Origin of the sequence: Tenuifilum sp., assembly GCF_037481895.1 — a bacterium.
Taxonomy (GTDB): domain Bacteria; phylum Bacteroidota; class Bacteroidia; order Bacteroidales; family Tenuifilaceae; genus Tenuifilum; species Tenuifilum osseticum.
The window spans coordinates 79,144-96,991 of record NZ_JBBFKU010000008.1 but is presented as its reverse complement, the minus strand read 5'-3'; the positions used below and the strand labels follow the sequence as shown (position 1 = coordinate 96,991).

Below are 17,848 nucleotides of genomic sequence, written 5' to 3'. Positions count from 1 at the left end.
CCTTGTTGGTTGAGGAATCGCATTAAAGAAGAGTTGAAGGTACTAAGAGATGCTTCGACTGGGCTCAGCATGACAAAGGGCGTAAAGATGCAAGGGGTATTGTCATTTCGAGCTTGTCGAGGAATCTCCTTCAAGTATAGCGGGACCAGCCCTATAGGGGCTAAACCTTTGTAACTCCACGCCTACTCCCACAAGTATAGCGATGTTCGCTATGCATTTGCCAAAGAGCAACACCGAAACGTTGCATCGCAACAGATAAGCGCTGCAAAGAGCAACTGCTGGAAAATCAATCAAAAGGGTTTAAAGAGTTGTAGGTTCAAATAGATGCTTCGACTAGCTCAGCATGACAAAGGGAGTAAGGCTACAAGGGGGTATTGTCATTCCAAACTTGTCGTGGAATCTCATTAATAAAGAGTTTTAGTTTCAAAGCGATGCTTCAACTGGGCTCACTATGACAGAAAGATTTTTCAATACATCTCAGCATGGCAATACTGCCTAACCCTGAAATTTACTGGTATACAAATGATATTGCCAATCAGCAGCCAACTACTCAGGGCTCCTAAGCGAAAAGTGATCCTCGTTGTTCAAGTTGCTGTATTCAATTAAACCCATTGCGGTTAGGTTAATAAGTATTTTTTCCGCTTCGGATACTGAGATAAAGCCCAACCTGCTGAAATGGTCAATGGTGATTGTTTGGTGCGATTTTAGGTAATCTATTAATGCGTTTTCGGGCTCTCCGAATAGTATGTTAATGGGTTTACGGTACTTTTCTGCCTTCCAGATCTTAATTTGAACAGGCGAAGCCACCACGTTCTCGTCGTTTACACGTATATACGCTTTATAAACTCCCGTTTTATCAGGTGCTTTATGGGGCTTGCGTCTTGAGGGTTTTACCTTTACCTCCAAAACGGTTTTGCCGTTTATTTCCCACTTAACTACTTCAAAAGGCACCTCGGGTTTACAGTACAGCTGCGAGGCCGCCTCAACCATGTAGTACTCCTCATCGGTATTCACACCGGTTATGTTGCCATTATCCTTAACGCCAATAAGCAATGTGCCACCCGCAGTATTAGCAAAAGCTACCAACGACCGTGCAATTTTGCGCGAATCGGTTATAGAGTGTTTAAAATCGAGTGTAAGCCCCTCGCCCTGCGATATCAAACCTGCAATATAACGGCTCACAACTTTAGGTTTTATAGGTTAAGATGGTAAAATTAACTCTTTTGGTGACCCCACCTGTAATGGTCTATACTAAAGCCAAGCATCTCAACAATTCTGTCGGAAACGGTGTCAATCAGTTCATCCATGGTTGAAGGCCTACTGTAAAACGATGGGCTTGCAGGCAAAACTATAGCCCCGGCCTGGGTAACGGTAACCATGTTTTGCAGGTGTATAAGGTTGTAAGGAAGTTCGCGCGGCACCAGTACTAGCTTTCGTCGTTCCTTAAGCATCACATCGGCTGCTCGAACTATTAAATCGTTACTTGTGCCTGAGGCTATTCGTCCTAATGTTCCCATAGTACAAGGCACTACAACCATAGCATTGTAGCCGGCTGAACCCGATGCCATGGGGGCAAACATATCGTTATTATCGTATAGCTTTACAGGAAATCCGAAAGTGATTTCGCGATTTAGCTCATATTCCCAAACCCTTTTCCCGTTTTCGGAAAAAACTACCGCTACCTCATCGACCCTAGCCGATAATTCAATTAGCTTTTCAATAACCCTCGCCGCATATACAGCACCACTGGCACCGGTAACAGCTACAATCACCTTTTGCATCTATTTGAATAATTAGTCTAGGATAGAACAAAGGTAACGAAAAAAGGTTGGAAGTTGACATAATTCAAATGCATTCACCCTTTTTAAAAGTAGCCATTATCGTAAAATCAGGGTTTCCTTTTCTGACTTTTCAAATTGGTAAAAATTACTTTGTCATTTTACTTTAAGATCAAACCTAGGTTAAATTAAAAAAACAAGCAATTAGGACTAAACGTTTTCCTACCGGTTAAATTGGGTTTAAATTTCCACTATCTTTGAAAGTAATTTAGGCAATAAACAATGACAAAAAAGAAGAATAAAACCGATGCCGGTTCCAAACCAAATCGTATAGCCAAAAAGGAGTTAAAGAAGCTGGTTACCGATTTGCTGCTGGCCAATCCTACCAACATCTATAACTACAAGCAGGTATCGAATAAAATTGGGGTTAGCGATGATTATACCCGCCGAATGGTCAATGAAATTCTCTATGAACTTGCGCTCGATGGGTTTGCTGAGGAACTTCAGCGTGGCAAGTTCCGGGCTGTCATGCAGAACGCTTTGGCTGTTGGCGTACTGGAGATGAACCCCGACGGGTCAGCTGATGTTATAACCGATGACAACCGTGAGATATTTGTTCCCGACTTTAGGCTGAATCACGCACTGCATGGCGATAAGGTTCAAATATCGATATTCCGCCAACGACGTAGGGGCTTGCTTGAGGGCGAAGTGGTTCGCGTAATTGAGCGCGCTAAGCGCAATTTTGTGGGTACAATCAACTTTGTGGGTAAGAATGCCTTTGTTGTCCCCGATAACAAGCTAATGCCCTACGATATCTTTATCCCAAAGGTTGAGTTGAAGGATGTCCGTAACGGACAGAAGGTAATAGTTCAGATTACCGATTGGCCTGCACGGGAAAAAAATCCCAACGGTAAAATTGTTGAGATACTTGGCGACCCGGGTGTTCACGAGGTTGAAATGCATGCCATTCTGGCTGAGTACGAACTACCATACCGCTTCCCCGAGGAACTTGACCAGCTGGCCGAAAAGATTAGCGATAGGATAACCGAAGCCGATTACCGTGAGCGGCGCGATTTCCGAAAGGCACCAACCTTTACCATCGACCCGTTTGATGCCAAGGACTTTGACGATGCCCTTTCGGTTCAAACCCTTCCTAACGGCAACATTGAGGTTGGGGTTCACATTGCCGATGTTACCCACTACGTTAAACCTAATACCCCAATCGATAACGAGGCCATTGAGCGCGGCACATCGGTTTACCTGGTCGATCGCTGTGTGCCCATGCTACCCGAAAGGCTATCGAACTATATCTGCTCATTACGCCCAAACGAGGAAAAGCTTTGCTTTTCGGCAGTATTTGAGCTAAACGAAAACGCTGAGGTGCTCAACCAGTGGTTTGGCCGAACGGTTATTCTTTCCAAGCGTCGGTTCACCTATGAGGAAGCCCAACAGGTTATTGAAACCGGCCAAGGCGATATGAAGGATCAAATCCTGCTGCTGCATAAGCTCGCCCAAAAACTCCGTGCCGAACGTTTCAAAAAGGGAGCCATTGCCTTTGAGCGCGTTGAGGTGAAGTTCGACCTCGATCCTAAGGGCAAACCCCTTGGTGTTTACTTCAAGGAGAACAAGGAGTCGAACCAACTGATTGAAGAGTTTATGCTTCTGGCAAACCGAAGGGTTGCCGAGTTTATTGGCATGCGCAGGGATGGCCATAAGGAACTGCCCTTTGTTTACCGCATTCACGATAAACCCAACGAGGAAAAACTTAACGCATTCCGATCCTTTATCACCCGATTTGGATACAGTATCTCGGGCACTACCGACAAACAGGTTAGCAAATCGCTAAACCAGCTAATGGAAAGGGTAAAAGGGCGACCCGAGCAGAACCTTATCGAAACCCTCGCCTTGCGTTCAATGGCTAAAGCACGCTACTCCACCGATAACATTGGCCATTACGGCTTAGCTTTCCGATACTACACCCACTTCACCTCGCCCATTCGCCGTTACCCCGATATGATGGTGCACCGTCTTCTGGCACACTACCTTAGCAATGGTAAGCCAAAGGATAAGGAGCAAATTGAATTGCTTTGCAAGCACTCCACCAACATGGAAATTAAAGCCACCGAGGCCGAAAGGGCTTCCATCAAATACAAACAGGTGGAGTTCATGCAGGATAAGTTAGGCGAAACCTACAAAGGTGTGATATCGGGCGTAACCAATTTTGGAATATTCGTTGAACTAACCGATTCCCAGTGCGAGGGATTAGTTTCCATTCGCGATTTAGACGATGATTTCTACCGTTTTGATGAGGAGGAATACGCCCTCATTGGGCAGCGCAACGGACGCAAGTTTACCCTTGGCGATGAGGTTGAGGTTGAGGTTTGGCGAACCAATCTTGCCAAAAAACAGCTCGATTTCAAACTCGTAGGCATGACTGGCAGGTCGGGTAAACCTTCAACCCAGTTTAGAAGTCAAAAGCAAAACAAGTCCAAAAATGATAAAGTGAAATCGAGCCGCAAAGGACAGCAAAAAACTAAAAGTAAAGAGAAACGTCGTAAACGCTAAAAATCTATATAGATGAAAAAACTGGTAGTTATTGTGCTGGCTATTTTAGCCATGGCATGTTCAAGGAACAACGATGTAACGCCCGGCTGGTGGCTTGGAGTTATCCAAATGGATTCGATTCCCGGCAGGCTGGATGTCCCCTTTAACTTTGAGGTTAAAAATGATAATGGCAAGATTCAGCTTATCATTCGCAATGCCGATGAACTTATAGCCATCACTGAGGTTGAACGTATGGACGACTCGCTCTTGGCCAAATTCCCAACCTTTACCAGCGAGCTGGTAATGGCCATTAACGATTCGTTAAGCGGGTACTACTACCCCAAGGGCACTAAAGATGGCCGACGGTATAAATTTTTTGCCATTAAGGGTGAAACCGACCGTTTCCCATGGTTTGAAGAACAACCCAAGTTTAATGTTACCGGACGTTGGTGGTTTATTGAGAATCCCGGCACTGCCGACTCAACGGTTATGGTTGCCGAGCTCAAGCAGGATGGTTCAAGGGTTATAGGTACCATACTCAGCACAACGGGCGATTATCGATACCTTGAAGGGAAAGTGGCTGGCAATATGTTCTACTTCTCAAAGTGCGATGGCGCACAATCCATTATCGTAAGAGGCGAGATTACCGATTCTACCACCATGGAAAACGGCCTGATATCGGGAAGTCCCCGCTGGGTATCCGCATGGCGCGCCATGCGCGACGATAAAGCCCAACTCCCCGAAGCCGAATCGTTGGTATGGGTTCGTAAGGGATACTCAACCTTTGAGTTTGCCGGAACCGACCTAAACGGCAACCGGGTTACCTCTAACGATGAACGCTTTAAAGGTAAGGTGTTAGCGGTACTTGCCGGTGGTAGCTGGTGCCCTAACTGCTTAGATGAGGGCCGTTTCTACAAAACCATGTATGAGAAGTACCGCAATAAGGGCTTTGAGGTGGTTTCGCTTTGCTTTGAGGACAAAACCTTTGAGGCTGCCCAACCCAAGATTAAACGCTTTGCCCAGAGTATTGGTGCCGATTACACCTTCCTGTATGTTGCCCCCCGAGGCCGCGAACAGCGCGACTCCGTGCTATACGCCCTAGAAGGGCAAATGGCCTACCCCACTAGCATGATACTGGACCGCAATGGGAAGATTCGCAGGGTTGAAACCGGTTTCTCCGGCCCCGGTACCGGTGAGCATTACCAGAAATTTGCCCGCGAAACCGAAGAACTCATTGTTAAGCTGCTGAACGAAAAGTAAGGATTTGAAATAAAATCCTACAACACATTATTTTATTGGCCATTAATGTTAACCCCTACAGGGCTGAAAACGTTCATTTTAAATTGCTTTTAGTGAAAGCAGACCTTACAACCTACTTCTCTCCTCTCAGGATAGGAGCAGGGGGTGTGTTCGTTTGTAAATGATTGTGATTCCTCGATAAACTCGGAATGACAGGAGAAGTTGTTCGTTGATTATGAATTAGAAGATCGCACGCGTCATGAGAAGCGCGCTAACGTGGGGAAGCACCCAAATCAGGTACTTGTCTCGGACTTTATAATTTGTACTGAAGAATTCCTAAAGCGATGCGTTTTTTTATGACAAATTAAGTTATAAGTGTGGGATACCCAAATTTTAATTTTTATATATGATTTACAAATATTTACATATATTTCCGAAAATGCAGTATTTAAGATAAAAAAATCGGGTTGTTTAATTAACCCGATTTAGTTTAAATTACCATACAAGGTTAAGGGAACGATAGACCTGTGCACGTTAAAATGGTTAATTGTAAGTACATTCTGGTCAACTCATATCTGTCGGCTGTTTTATTGCGGGATTTTAAAATGGTAATTATTATGCAAAAGATAAAGTAAAGCAAACTCAAAATCCTACCTGTATTAGGGATAAAAAATGTTACAACAAATGCAACGGGGAATAATGAAAGCGTCCATCGGATTGATATGTTTAATAATTTACCTTCACCGCTAACTGTGCTACTGTAGAAGAATAGGTAATAACCTGACAGCAGAATTGAAAAAATTATAATTAGCAGTAGGAATGAATCATTACAGGTAATCCCTTTAAGAATGCCTGCTAAAACCAAGCCAATGACTAACAAAATTTCAATAAGTTTTGGTTTCATAATCTAAACAATTAAATTAGTTAACTGAGTCTATTGGGCACTCATAAGTTTTATTCATTCATTTGTACTTTACCGTAAAAAGAATTCAAAGTCAAATTATCTCTAAAAAAGTTGGCTCTTGGAAGTATTAATTGACTTATTAATTCATTTAATCAAAAAATTTTAAATCATTTATAAATTAAACAATCATTTTATTTAATGAAAAACAACATCTTTTACTTAATATTTCTTTTTATAAATTTAATTAACTATTCCAAGTTTCCCATACACAGCCAGCAGATAGCCATGCAAAATTTATTGGTGGTGAAATTAAAAATTGAATAGTTTTAATAGGATTATTAAATACTGAATCTAATTCTTTATCAACGCATTTCAAAAATGCTTTTTCTGTAATTTTTGAATCTTTTGTTAAAACTCCAGAACATGATATTTCATTTAAAAAAACTGATAAATTATATATATAATTACATAAAATGTCCCTATTATTATCTTCAATTAAACTATTTTGCAAAATAGCATTTTCAAAAATGATGCCTGTTCTAATATAGTTATAATTACTTACTTCTAATTCCTTAAAGTATAATTCTGTGATAAAGGAGAAATACTCTCTAATTACTTCAGATTCTGTTGTATTAGTCTTAAAATCTTTTAGAAGATAACTATTCTTAGATAATATTTTATTATAAATTTCATAAAACGATTCAATGTCTTTACTTTTTTTACAACAAGCATCTAACTCATTAAATATAAACTTATAGTAATTTTCAATATCTTCATTGTGATTTTTAAATTTTAAGGGTAAATATGCATCATTTTTTATCAAACCAATTTTTTTAATTAAATCAACTTTAGCCTTTTCAACATTATTACTAATGTTTAATTCATTTTTATCACAAGAGTTAATCATTAGTAATAGGGACAAAATAACAAAAATTCTTTTCATAATTCATAATTTATTGGGTTAGACATTTTTAAATGAAAGAATGAAATTGTTTTATTTCCGATTAACAAAGTTATCATTTCGCTATCGTATGTACAAATTTTATCATATGTTGTACAACATATATGGTTTTATCCCTCGTTCGCGCGCGTTTCTTGACGCGTGCTATGGCTGTAACCTCCAGCTGAAAAGGTTGGGCTAAGCCTAGATCAAACGTTGCACCTCAGCCAGAAATAAAAAAAATTTCTTTCGATGTGCTTGAACGAATTTTTACTATCATACTAAATTCTACTAGACGGAGCGGCATTTACCACACGCATCCAGATACGCTCTCGAACGATAGAGCAGGAGCTCAAGTTTAACGCCTCGCATTCCTTTAAATTCATCTAACTTCTTCTAACTTCCTCTAACTTCCTTACCTCCAATTTTTTTAACGTTTAACGTTTAATGTCTCACGGTTCACGGTTCACGCCTCACGGCTCACCCACTTTTCAATTCTAACTATTCCCCATTTCCCCCTCTTACTTTAACCTCTTTTTTTCTATCTTTGCAGGCTGAAATCAACTTTAACAAAATCAGGCTTTTATATGGACTACAATTTTAAAGAGATAGAACAGAAATGGCAGGATTACTGGCGTAAAAACAAGACATATAGGGTTGATGTTGACCCCTCAAGGCCCAAGTACTACGTACTTGATATGTTCCCATACCCCTCCGGAGCCGGATTACATGTAGGTCATCCGCTGGGATACATTGCATCCGATATTTACTCCCGCTACAAAAGGCTTAACGGCTTTAATGTGCTTCACCCCATGGGCTACGATGCCTTTGGCCTACCGGCAGAGCAGTATGCCATTCAAACCGGTCAACATCCGGCCATTACCACTGATAACAATATTAAGCGCTACCGCGAGCAGCTCGATAAGATTGGCTTTAGCTACGACTGGGATCGCGAATTCCGCACCTGCGACCCCAAGTACTACAAGTGGACCCAGTGGGCTTTCATTAAGATGTTTAAGCACTGGTACAACAACAAAACCCAAAAGGCTGAGCCCATTGAGAACCTAATTGCTGAATTTGAACGTAACGGTAACCTTGACGTTGATGCAGCATGCAGCGACATTCGCACCTTTACTGCTGCCGAGTGGAAGGCTATGAGCGAAAAGGAAAAGCAAGAGATCCTACTTGGCTACCGCCTGGCCTACCTTGCCGATGTTATGGTTAACTGGTGCCCCGCACTGGGAACAGTACTGGCAAACGACGAGGTTAAGGAGGGTGTCTCCATTCGTGGCGGCCATCCGGTTGAGCAACGCAAAATGCGTCAGTGGTGTCTCAGGATATCGGCTTACGCCGAGCGGCTACTCAACGATCTCGACCAGCTCGACTGGACTGACTCGCTTAAGGATATTCAACGCAACTGGATTGGCAAATCCGAGGGTGCCGAGGTTTGGTTCCGAATTGATGGCACCGACCGTAAAATACTAATTTTCACCACCCGTCCCGATACCATTTACGGAGCAACCTTTATGGTGTTGGCACCCGAAAGCGAACTGGTTGATGAACTTACCACCCCTGCCTATGCTGAGAAGATGGCCGAATACCGTCAGGAGGTTAAGCGAAAAACCGAGCGTGAGCGCATGGCCGAAGCCCGCAAGGTAACCGGTCAGTTTACCGGTAGCTACGCCATTAACCCATTCACCAACGAGCGTATACCTATTTGGGTAAGTGAATACGTTTTAGCTGGCTATGGAACCGGCGCCATTATGGCGGTTCCTGCCCACGATAGCCGCGATTTTGCCTTTGCCAAAACCTTTGGGCTACCTATTATCCAAACCGTTATTCGCCCAGGCGAGCAACCCACCAACCCTGAATCGTGGACAGAATCGTACGATTCAAAGGAGGGTGTTGTTATCAATAGCCCACTTATCAATGGCTTAGAGGTAAAAGATGCCATTTCAAAGATATGTGAGGTGATTGAATCGCGCGGGCTGGGCAGGCGTAAGGTAAACTATCGCCTACGCGATGCCATTTTCAGCCGCCAGCGTTACTGGGGTGAGCCATTCCCTATTTTCTACAAGGACGGAATGCCCTACCCGCTGCCCGAGGAAAAATTACCCCTTGAACTCCCCGAGATTGATGCCTACCTACCCACCGAAAAGGGCGAACCACCCCTTGGTCGCGCCAAGAACTGGCATACCCCTGAGGGATACCCCTATGAGCTAAGCACCATGCCCGGCTTTGCCGGCTCCTCGGCATACTACCTCCGTTACATGGACCCCCATAACGATAATGCCCTTGTTTCGGCCGAAGCCAATAAGTACTGGGAAAACGTTGACCTTTACATTGGCGGAACCGAGCATGCCGTGGGACATCTTATTTACTCAAGGTACTGGAATAAATTCCTATACGACCTTGGTTACGTTTGCAAGCAAGAGCCCTTTAAAAAGCTGATAAACCAAGGAATGATTCAGGGCCGATCAAACTTTGTTTACCGTGTTAAGGGAACAAACCAATTTGTATCGTATAACCTGAAGGATAAGTACGATGTAACCCCAATACACGTTGATGTTAACATTGTAAGCAACGATATACTTGATATTGAAGCATTCCGTAAGTGGCGTCCGGAGTTCGAGAATGCTGAGTTCATTCTGGAAGATGGGAAATACGTATGCGGATGGGCAGTGGAGAAGATGAGCAAAAGCATGTGGAATGTGGTTAACCCCGATACTATTGTTGAGCGCTATGGTGCCGATACCCTCCGCATGTACGAGATGTTCCTTGGCCCCCTAGAGCAAAGCAAACCTTGGGATACAAATGGTATTGATGGCGTACATAAGTTTCTCCGAAAGTTCTGGAGGTTATTCCATAACAATGCCAATGAGTTTGAGGTATCAGCCAACGAACCTACTGCACAAGAGCTCAAGGTTCTTCATAAAACCATTAAAAAGGTTACTGAGGATATTGAGAAGTTTAGCTTTAATACCGGAGTATCGGCCTTTATGATTTGCGTGAACGAGCTCTCCGATTTGAAATGTAACAAGCGCGCAATACTTGAACCGCTAACCGTTTTAATTGCTCCCTATGCTCCACATATTGCCGAGGAACTATGGCATCTGCTTGGACATGAAACATCGGTAAATACTGCCGCTTGGCCTAAGTTCAACGAGGAGTACATTAAGGAATCGACCTTTACCTGTCCTATATCGTTTAATGGTAAAACGCGTTTTACCCTTGAACTACCGTTAAACCTTAAGGCCGATGAGGTGGAAAAAATTGTTTTAGCCGATGAAAACACGCTAAAATACCTCGATGGCAAGCAACCCAAAAAGGTAATTGTGGTTCCAAACAAAATTGTAAATATTGTTGTTTAGTCAAATAATATTTTTGCAGATTTCAAAAAAGTAGTATCTTTAGTAAACCCTTATTAATCATTATTATACTTACAAAACATTCAACAGAAAGGAGTGCGATATGGACAAATCGGACAACAAAACCAAATCGTTCAAGGACTTGGTAGTATGGCAAAAGGCCCACGCTTTTGTGCTTAACATTTACCAACAGGTAAAAATTTTCCCCGACGATTATCAAGCCATTGTGGGCGACATGCTTTGTGAAAGTGCCACTGCCATTGCAACCAACATTGTTGGAGGCTACAAGAAGAAGGATCGCGAGGATAAGCTACTCTTTTTAACCACCGCACAGGAGGCCCTTGAGGAGTGCCGTTACTACATTACCCTTGCCACCGATTTACACCTCTTGGATTCATTCCAAGCCGACGAGCTAGAGAATAACCTCAACGAGGTTAGCTACCTGCTTAACTCTTACGCACGTTCCATCAAACGTCGTAAGGAAGGTGATTACAAAAAAGATGATGATTTAAGAGACGAGTAGTAGGAATTTTTTAGAGAATGACTACAGCCAATATTTTTAAAACAGTCCGATCCTATGCCATCATAGTGTTCGGGCTGTTGCTTTATGCGCTATCGTGGACAGCCTTTTTAATTCCACATAAAATTACTGGCGGAGGGGTTTCGGGTATTGGTGCGCTTGTTTACTACGCTACTGGCATTCCAATGGGTTACACCTACTTTTTAATAAATGTAGGGCTCATCCTTTTGGCCATTAAAATGCTGGGAGCCAACTTTGGGGTGAAAACCATTTTTGGCGTTACTGTTGGCGCTTTTCTACTATCGCTGCTCCAAATGACAATAAAAGTAGCAGTGGTTGAGGACAAGTTTATGTCCACAATCATTGGCGGTGCGCTTGCAGGTGTTGGGCTTGGGGTTGTGTTCACTCAGGGTGGAAGTACTGGTGGTACCGATATCATTGCCATGATAATCAATAAGTACCGTAACATTAGCCCAGGCCGTATAATAATGCTCTGCGATGTTTTCATCATTGGCTCATCGTTTTTGGTTCTACTCGACCTTGAACCCGCCAAGCGTATCGAAACCATTGTTTATGGTTATGTGGCCATGGCCATCACGGCCTACTCGCTCGATGCTGTTCTGTCGGGTAGCAAACAGTCAGTTCAGGTGTTTGTCTTTTCAAAGCGATACCAGGAAATTGCCGATAGGATTACATCTGAAATCAACCGTGGAGTAACCGTGGTTGAAGGAATGGGCTGGTACACAAAAGAATCGCAAAAGGTGCTAATCTCACTTGTGCGCAAGCACGAGGTTAGCGATGTGTATAAAATAATTAAGGAGGTTGACCCCGAAGCGTTTATTTCGGTTGCAACGGTTACCGGGGTTTACGGAAGGGGGTTTGAACGCATCAGGCACTAGCCTGCCCAGTTTTCCCTATCCAAGCTACGATACTGAATTGCCTCAGCCACATGCTGGGGCAATATTTTTTCGGATTGCTCAAGGTCGGCAATGGTTCGGGAAACCTTTAGAATTCGGTCGTAAGCCCTTGCTGAAAGGTTTAGCCGTTCCATAGCTGTTTTCAGGATGGCCGTTCCGGCCTCATCAAGTACGCAGAACTGCCGTATCAGCTTGGAGGTCATTTGAGCGTTACAGTGTACCTCGGCCCAGGGAACAAAACGCTCCTCCTGAATCTGTCGGGCTTTTACCACCCGCTCCCTGATTTGAGCGCTACTCTCGGCTGGTGGTGCCGACGCAAGCTTATCGAATGGGACCGGGATTACCTCAACATGGATATCAATACGGTCGAGCAGCGGTCCTGAAATGCGATTTAGGTACTTTTGTACTACTCCGGGCGAACACACGCATTCCTTTTCAGGATGATTGTAGTAACCGCATGGGCAGGGATTCATGGAGGCAACTAGCATGAAGCTGGCGGGATATTCAACTGTAAACTTTGCCCTCGATATGGTTATAACCCTGTCCTCAAGGGGTTGGCGCATAACCTCTAAAACAGTTCTTTTAAACTCGGGTAGCTCATCGAGAAAAAGTACACCGTTATGGGCGAGCGATATTTCACCGGGCTGTGGAAACTGCCCACCACCAACAAGAGCAATGTCGGAGATGGTATGGTGTGGACTACGGAATGGCCTACGGGTCATCAATGATGTATTCCGGTCAATCTTACCTGCAACGGAATGAATTTTGGTGGTCTCAAGCGCCTCGCGCAATGTTAACGGGGGTATAATTGTTGGTATCCGCTTTGCCAGCATGGTTTTTCCGGCACCAGGCGGGCCTATCATAATGATGTTGTGTCCTCCTGCAGCAGCCACCTCAAGCGCCCGCTTAACGTTTTCCTGCCCCTTAACATCGGAAAAATCAACATCGTAGTTATTGGCGTGGGCAAAAAACTCCTCGCGGGTGTTCACAATGGTTGGCTCAAGAGTGCTATTGCCATTAAAAAAGTCAACCACCTGTTTGATACTCTCAACCCCGTAAACATCGAGGTTGTTTACCACGGCAGCCTCACGGGCATTCTGCGCGGGAACAATGAAACCTTTAAAACCCTCCTCGCGGGCCTGAATGGCTATGGGCAAAACCCCTTTAATGGGCTGGATGGTGCCGTCGAGCGAAAGTTCACCCATGATAACGTAATCCGGCAGCAAATCGGGTTTAATCTGTTCCGATGCAGCCATAATGCCAATAGCCAGTGGTAAATCGTAAGCCGAGCCCTCCTTGCGGATGTCGGCCGGAGCCATGTTGATTACGATTCTCTTTTTGGGAAACTTGTAGCCATTAGTCTCTAGTGCAGACATAACACGCTGTTGGCTCTCCTTAACAGCGCTATCGGGTAACCCAACAAGGAAAAAGTTTACCCCTTGCCCAACACTTACCTCAATGGTAATTGTTGTGGCTTTTATGCCATGAACCGCACTACCAAAGGTCTTTACAAGCATAACTCGATAAAAAACCGGAATAGTATGGCCTATTCCGGTGATTTCATTAATGGCATACCGATAAGGTTCTTGCTTCTTGCATCAGCTTACGGGTTAATTTGCTTAGCTCAACCTTTGCATTCATGAGCTGGTCAGGACTTGCGGCTGCACAAAGAACCCCTATGGCTTGATTTTCCGCATCATTGCATCCATCGGGGTCATCTGGAGTAGCTTTTGTCTTATCGCAGTAATATTTGCTTTCGCCTACCTCGTAGTAACAATTCCCTCCATCGGTTGGGCAACAAACGTTGGCGATTTCACACTGGGGTGGCTCAAATTTTTGGCAAACATCCTTATCCTCCTTTTCGCAACCCCAGGTTAGGAATGCCAGTACCGCTCCTAGAACAATTGGGGCAACCAGTAACTTCTTTCGCATAACTTTATTGGTTTAAGTGTTTAACTATGATAGATTTAAACTGCTCAAAGGGCATAAAACCCCGAAAAACTCTACCCTCAATAACAAATGTAGGTGTTCCGGTAAATCCAAATTTATCAAATTCGTTCCTGATTTGCAAAATATAATCCATCGATTCATTCCCTAAAATGCACTCAGCAACCAGTGGATCGCTATCAATGAAATGGTTGACCATTTCACGGAACTCGTCACTATATATCACGCTACTATTTGTAACCAGCAGCTCATGCAACTTCCCATAATACCCGTATCGGTTAATACATACTGCTGTTTTCACCTCGTTTATCCGGTCAGTATTATTTGAGTGCTCCACTATTTTCAGAACCAAGCGTACCTTTCCGGTGGAAATGAATTCCCTTTCAAGCTCAGGATAAACCTCAGTAAAAAAAAGCCTGCAGTAACCGCAATGGTAACTTATGTATGCATAAATGGCAAGCTGAGCCGAATCGCTTCCAAACGTGATATCTAAAGGATTGGATGAAATAGGTGCGGCTAGCTTACTAGTCCTATTTTGGACCAATTGCCACGCTTTTATGCCAATTAAAACGATAAGTACAATGGAAATCGCTACTGCAATCCACTCAATTGGTCTTAACTTCCTTCCCATCCTTTTTTTCATCAGCTGGTTTACGTTTGGGTTCCTTTCTGTCCAATTCGGTACTAAAGTTCATTACATGGGGGTGAAAAACCAAATTAAGCCCGCGTTCCTGAACGCGAATGGTGGCCTTCATGGTAGCCTGTAACTCCTTAGTATCAAACCCATATTTCGATTCTTTTCCTCTTTCAAGTGCAACAAGGTATAGGCCTGAACGTTTAGCCTTGTTTGGCCCTTCAAATCCCTCGTCCTTCAAACCCTGCTTTTTCAAGAGTTTTTTGGATTTTCCAAGCATTACATCACCGGGGTAAACCACAAAATGATACTCGTAGTCATCGGCAAAGCTTTGCATACCGTAAACCGACATATCCATGGCGGTACTTACGATGTTGGTTTTTGGAAAGTAAATCTGGTTGTTATAGATAAACACACTGGTTTCCAGTGTATTAAATACAATATTGTTTAACTCATTAAGGTTAGTAAACTTTGACAGCTCCATGGCAGGCTCAAAGTTGTATATACCACCATTTTCAAGCTTAAAGTTGCCTAAAAGGTTCATCTTGTCGTAAAGCAGGTTGGTGTCCTGCATTACAATTCGCCCAAAAACCGTACCTGTAACTAATCCATCGATATTTTTATGGGTGATATAATCCTGCTCAAAATTGTCGTTTTGTTCCAGCAGTTGCTTGATATTTACCCTATTCGATTCATTCTTGAATTCAATGATTTCCAGTGGATACTTACGGGTGTCGTAAACCAACGAGGTAACCATATTACCCCCAAATGCCTTCATTCGTAGTTCGTCAAGCACATAAAGGCTATCGTCAACCCTGAACTTTGTCGAAAGGTCGTCAATTAGTACTTTCCCGTACTTCACCTTATCGGCTTTGGCAATGCCCCTAATAATGTATTGTGGGATAGTTGAGGCAGCCGTATCGGGGCTTGCCGTTGAGTCCTCTGCCATAAAAGGTAGGAAAATATCGTAGTCAACATAGTTAGCCCAAAGCGATGTATTAACAATGAGTTTTTTATCCTTTTGCCCCAAAATGAATGTTTTATAAACATTCCAGATAGAAGTTGAATCGGAGCGAAAGTCTAGATTTTTGTAGTGCCCTTTCACATTGGCTAAACGAATGGTATCGTTTGCCATTGAAAGGGTAAGCGATAACCTATCGACGCCAATCAGGCTATCGTTGGGCAATGAGAAACCAAAATCCTTGATTTGTGCAGCAAACATGCTGTTTTCAAATAGGATTGGCATTATCTGCTTATCAATAGAATCGGGGTTAACTGTTCCCGATGTACTAAATCCAAAATCTATCTTACCGGTAACAAGGCTAACAAGCGTATCGGGAATAAATTGCTGCACCTCATCCAAATCGACATACAAACGGCCTTCGCCCCTGAAAACGGGGCTTTTCAAGTTTTTGAACTTCATCTTACTGCCAAAACTACTATTGCCCATGGCAATATGAAGCGTATCGACCCTTACATCAATTTTATCGAGCTCCGATATACGCCCTATGACCTTTACTTTAAGTAAACCATCCTTTAAACTTACCTTGTAGGCAGGCAAACGTAATGAGAGATTGTTAACCGTTAGCTCCTTGCCAGGGCTATATGTTACCTCGGCATTTAATTCCTTTACAACATTAACCGTGTCTACCCCGGCATTGATATTGCTAAAAGTTAAGGAAAATCCTGTGTTGTCCATAAAGTAATCGGAGCTGTTCACATCAAGGTATTCGGGCATTTTACCCTTGGTAAAAAATTTAGCATCAATCAAACCGGAAAGTTCTGTCAGAGTGCTATCGGGTAGCAATGGGGCAAACTCGTCGAGGACAAGATGCATGTCGCCTTGAATGTTGTAAAGTGGTTTGTTTGGATTTTTCAGCGTAAGAGTTAGGTTAGCCCTGCTTTGCTGAGTTTCAAGATTGAATTTTTTAATATTTACTGCTGATGTGGCAAGGTAGTTCGGGTTAGGGATTGAAACGCTTCCCACAAAGTCAAGCTTATTTACTTTTGGGTATTGTTTTGTTTCAACTACACCTTTCCTCAAGTCAAAATCAATAAAAACGCTTGGAAGCATTAGGGTATCATATAAATACCCCCTAACAATTGTGTTAAACTTAAGGGTTCCTCCAAGCTTCGATAATCCATACTCCTTAATCATACCCTCAGGAACAAAGCCATATAGCTCAGCAAGGTTAAGTTTTGGCAAAGCAAGGCTAAAATCCACCCAGATTGAATCCGACAGGGTTGCGTTACCAGTGGCTTTAAGTTCTATGCCATTTACATCAAGCTTGGCATAGTCGAGTAAAAGGTTTCCATTTTCGTAATCAACACTGTAGGAAAAGTTGAGGTTTGTAACCTTCTCCAGTGGTAAATCGGCAAACCGGGTATTGGTTACAACAATTTCGCCATTACTTTTCCCCCATATACTATCGCCCGAAACCCTTCCCTCAAGGTGAAGTTTAGGAATAACAATATCCGCTGCTGCCTTTAGCTTTTGGTCGGAATATGTTAAGTGAATATCGCTAAGGGTAAGATTCTTTAAAAGAATGTTTAGAATGGTTTGGGTAACTGTATCAACAGGAGTTTCAACTGTATCGGGAGGTATCAAAAAATCAAAATTCGATCTCCCAGTAGAATCAACCAGGTAGTTTACCCTAAATCCATTCAGCTCAACCCCGTTAATAATGACCTTGTTTTTGAGTAGAGGGTATGCCTTTACGGAAACAAAAACGTTTTTAAACCCAACCAGGGTATCAGGTAAACTCCCTATGCCAAATACCCGCACCGAGTCGGCCTGCTGACCTAGCTTAAAATCAGCAATACGAACCGTAAGATTCGGAAAATCCCGAAAAGGAACTAAAGAAACCTCCCCGTAGGAGATAGGCGCTTTTAGACTTGATTCAATCTCCTTAACCGCAAGACGGATAATGCTTCCCTCAAACAGCTTTGCAATCCCAATAATAATGAATACCAGTAAGTGTAGAAAGATAATAGTTAGGCCAAAATACTTTAACAACCTTACAATAAAACGCTTTGTCTTCATACCCTGTTATCGAA

At 43.1% G+C, this 17,848-nt stretch carries 12 protein-coding genes; 5 read left to right on the top strand and 7 right to left on the bottom strand.

What is annotated here, in order from left to right; genetic code table 11:
- Positions 1–546 precede the first annotated feature (546 nt).
- Complete coding sequence (locus WHS63_RS03960; protein WP_445203991.1) at positions 547–1,182, bottom strand: RNA-binding domain-containing protein; 636 nt, start codon at positions 1,180–1,182, stop codon at positions 547–549.
- A 32-nt stretch (positions 1,183–1,214) separates the two neighbouring features.
- Positions 1,215–1,781, bottom strand: a complete 567-nt coding sequence (locus tag WHS63_RS03955; protein ID WP_445203990.1) for a UbiX family flavin prenyltransferase — start codon at positions 1,779–1,781, stop codon at positions 1,215–1,217.
- A 279-nt stretch (positions 1,782–2,060) separates the two neighbouring features.
- On the opposite strand from WHS63_RS03955, the gene rnr reads away from it, so the two are divergent.
- Both rnr and WHS63_RS03945 read left to right on the top strand, forming a co-directional pair.
- Positions 2,061–4,343, top strand: coding sequence for a ribonuclease R (gene rnr, locus WHS63_RS03950; RefSeq protein WP_445203989.1), 2,283 nt, complete (start codon positions 2,061–2,063; stop codon positions 4,341–4,343).
- A 12-nt stretch (positions 4,344–4,355) separates the two neighbouring features.
- Entirely contained in the window at positions 4,356–5,582 is a 1,227-nt protein-coding gene (locus tag WHS63_RS03945) for a peroxiredoxin family protein (protein ID WP_445203988.1), read from the top strand.
- Positions 5,583–6,709: 1,127 nt separating this feature from the next.
- On the opposite strand, the gene WHS63_RS03940 is transcribed toward WHS63_RS03945, so the two are convergent.
- Complete coding sequence (locus WHS63_RS03940; protein ID WP_445203987.1) at positions 6,710–7,408, bottom strand: hypothetical protein; 699 nt, start codon at positions 7,406–7,408, stop codon at positions 6,710–6,712.
- 584 nt (positions 7,409–7,992) lie between these two features.
- Between WHS63_RS03940 and leuS the strand changes: the two genes are divergently transcribed.
- The 3 genes from leuS (at position 7,993) to WHS63_RS03925 (ending at position 12,192) form a co-directional block, all read left to right on the top strand.
- Positions 7,993–10,776 (top strand): leucine--tRNA ligase, encoded by a 2,784-nt coding sequence (gene leuS / locus WHS63_RS03935; RefSeq protein ID WP_445203986.1) that lies wholly within the window; start codon positions 7,993–7,995, stop codon positions 10,774–10,776.
- Between the two features lie 100 nt (positions 10,777–10,876).
- Positions 10,877–11,296 carry a four helix bundle protein gene (locus WHS63_RS03930; protein WP_445200075.1) on the top strand — a complete coding sequence of 140 codons (420 nt, stop codon included), beginning with the start codon at positions 10,877–10,879 and terminating at the stop codon, positions 11,294–11,296.
- A gap of 17 nt (positions 11,297–11,313) precedes the next feature.
- Positions 11,314–12,192: a YitT family protein gene (locus tag WHS63_RS03925; RefSeq protein WP_445203985.1), complete on the top strand. Its 879-nt coding sequence runs from the start codon at positions 11,314–11,316 to the stop codon at positions 12,190–12,192.
- Here the strand turns inward: WHS63_RS03925 and WHS63_RS03920 are convergent.
- Genes WHS63_RS03920 through WHS63_RS03905 form a run of 4 tightly spaced genes read right to left on the bottom strand, consistent with a single transcriptional unit; the run spans position 12,189 to position 17,834 of the window.
- Positions 12,189–13,727, bottom strand: coding sequence for a YifB family Mg chelatase-like AAA ATPase (locus tag WHS63_RS03920; protein ID WP_445203984.1), 1,539 nt, complete (start codon positions 13,725–13,727; stop codon positions 12,189–12,191). The two genes, WHS63_RS03925 and WHS63_RS03920, sit on opposite strands and share 4 nt — an antisense overlap.
- Before the next feature lie 46 nt (positions 13,728–13,773).
- On the bottom strand, positions 13,774–14,142 hold the full coding sequence (locus WHS63_RS03915) for a hypothetical protein (RefSeq protein WP_445203983.1): 369 nt from the start codon (positions 14,140–14,142) through the stop codon (positions 13,774–13,776).
- 4 nt (positions 14,143–14,146) lie between these two features.
- Entirely contained in the window at positions 14,147–14,788 is a 642-nt protein-coding gene (locus tag WHS63_RS03910; RefSeq protein ID WP_445203982.1) for a DsbA family protein, read from the bottom strand.
- Entirely contained in the window at positions 14,763–17,834 is a 3,072-nt protein-coding gene (locus WHS63_RS03905; RefSeq protein WP_445203981.1) for an AsmA family protein, read from the bottom strand. The genes WHS63_RS03910 and WHS63_RS03905 overlap by 26 nt, the downstream gene beginning before the upstream one ends.
- Positions 17,835–17,848 lie beyond the last annotated feature (14 nt).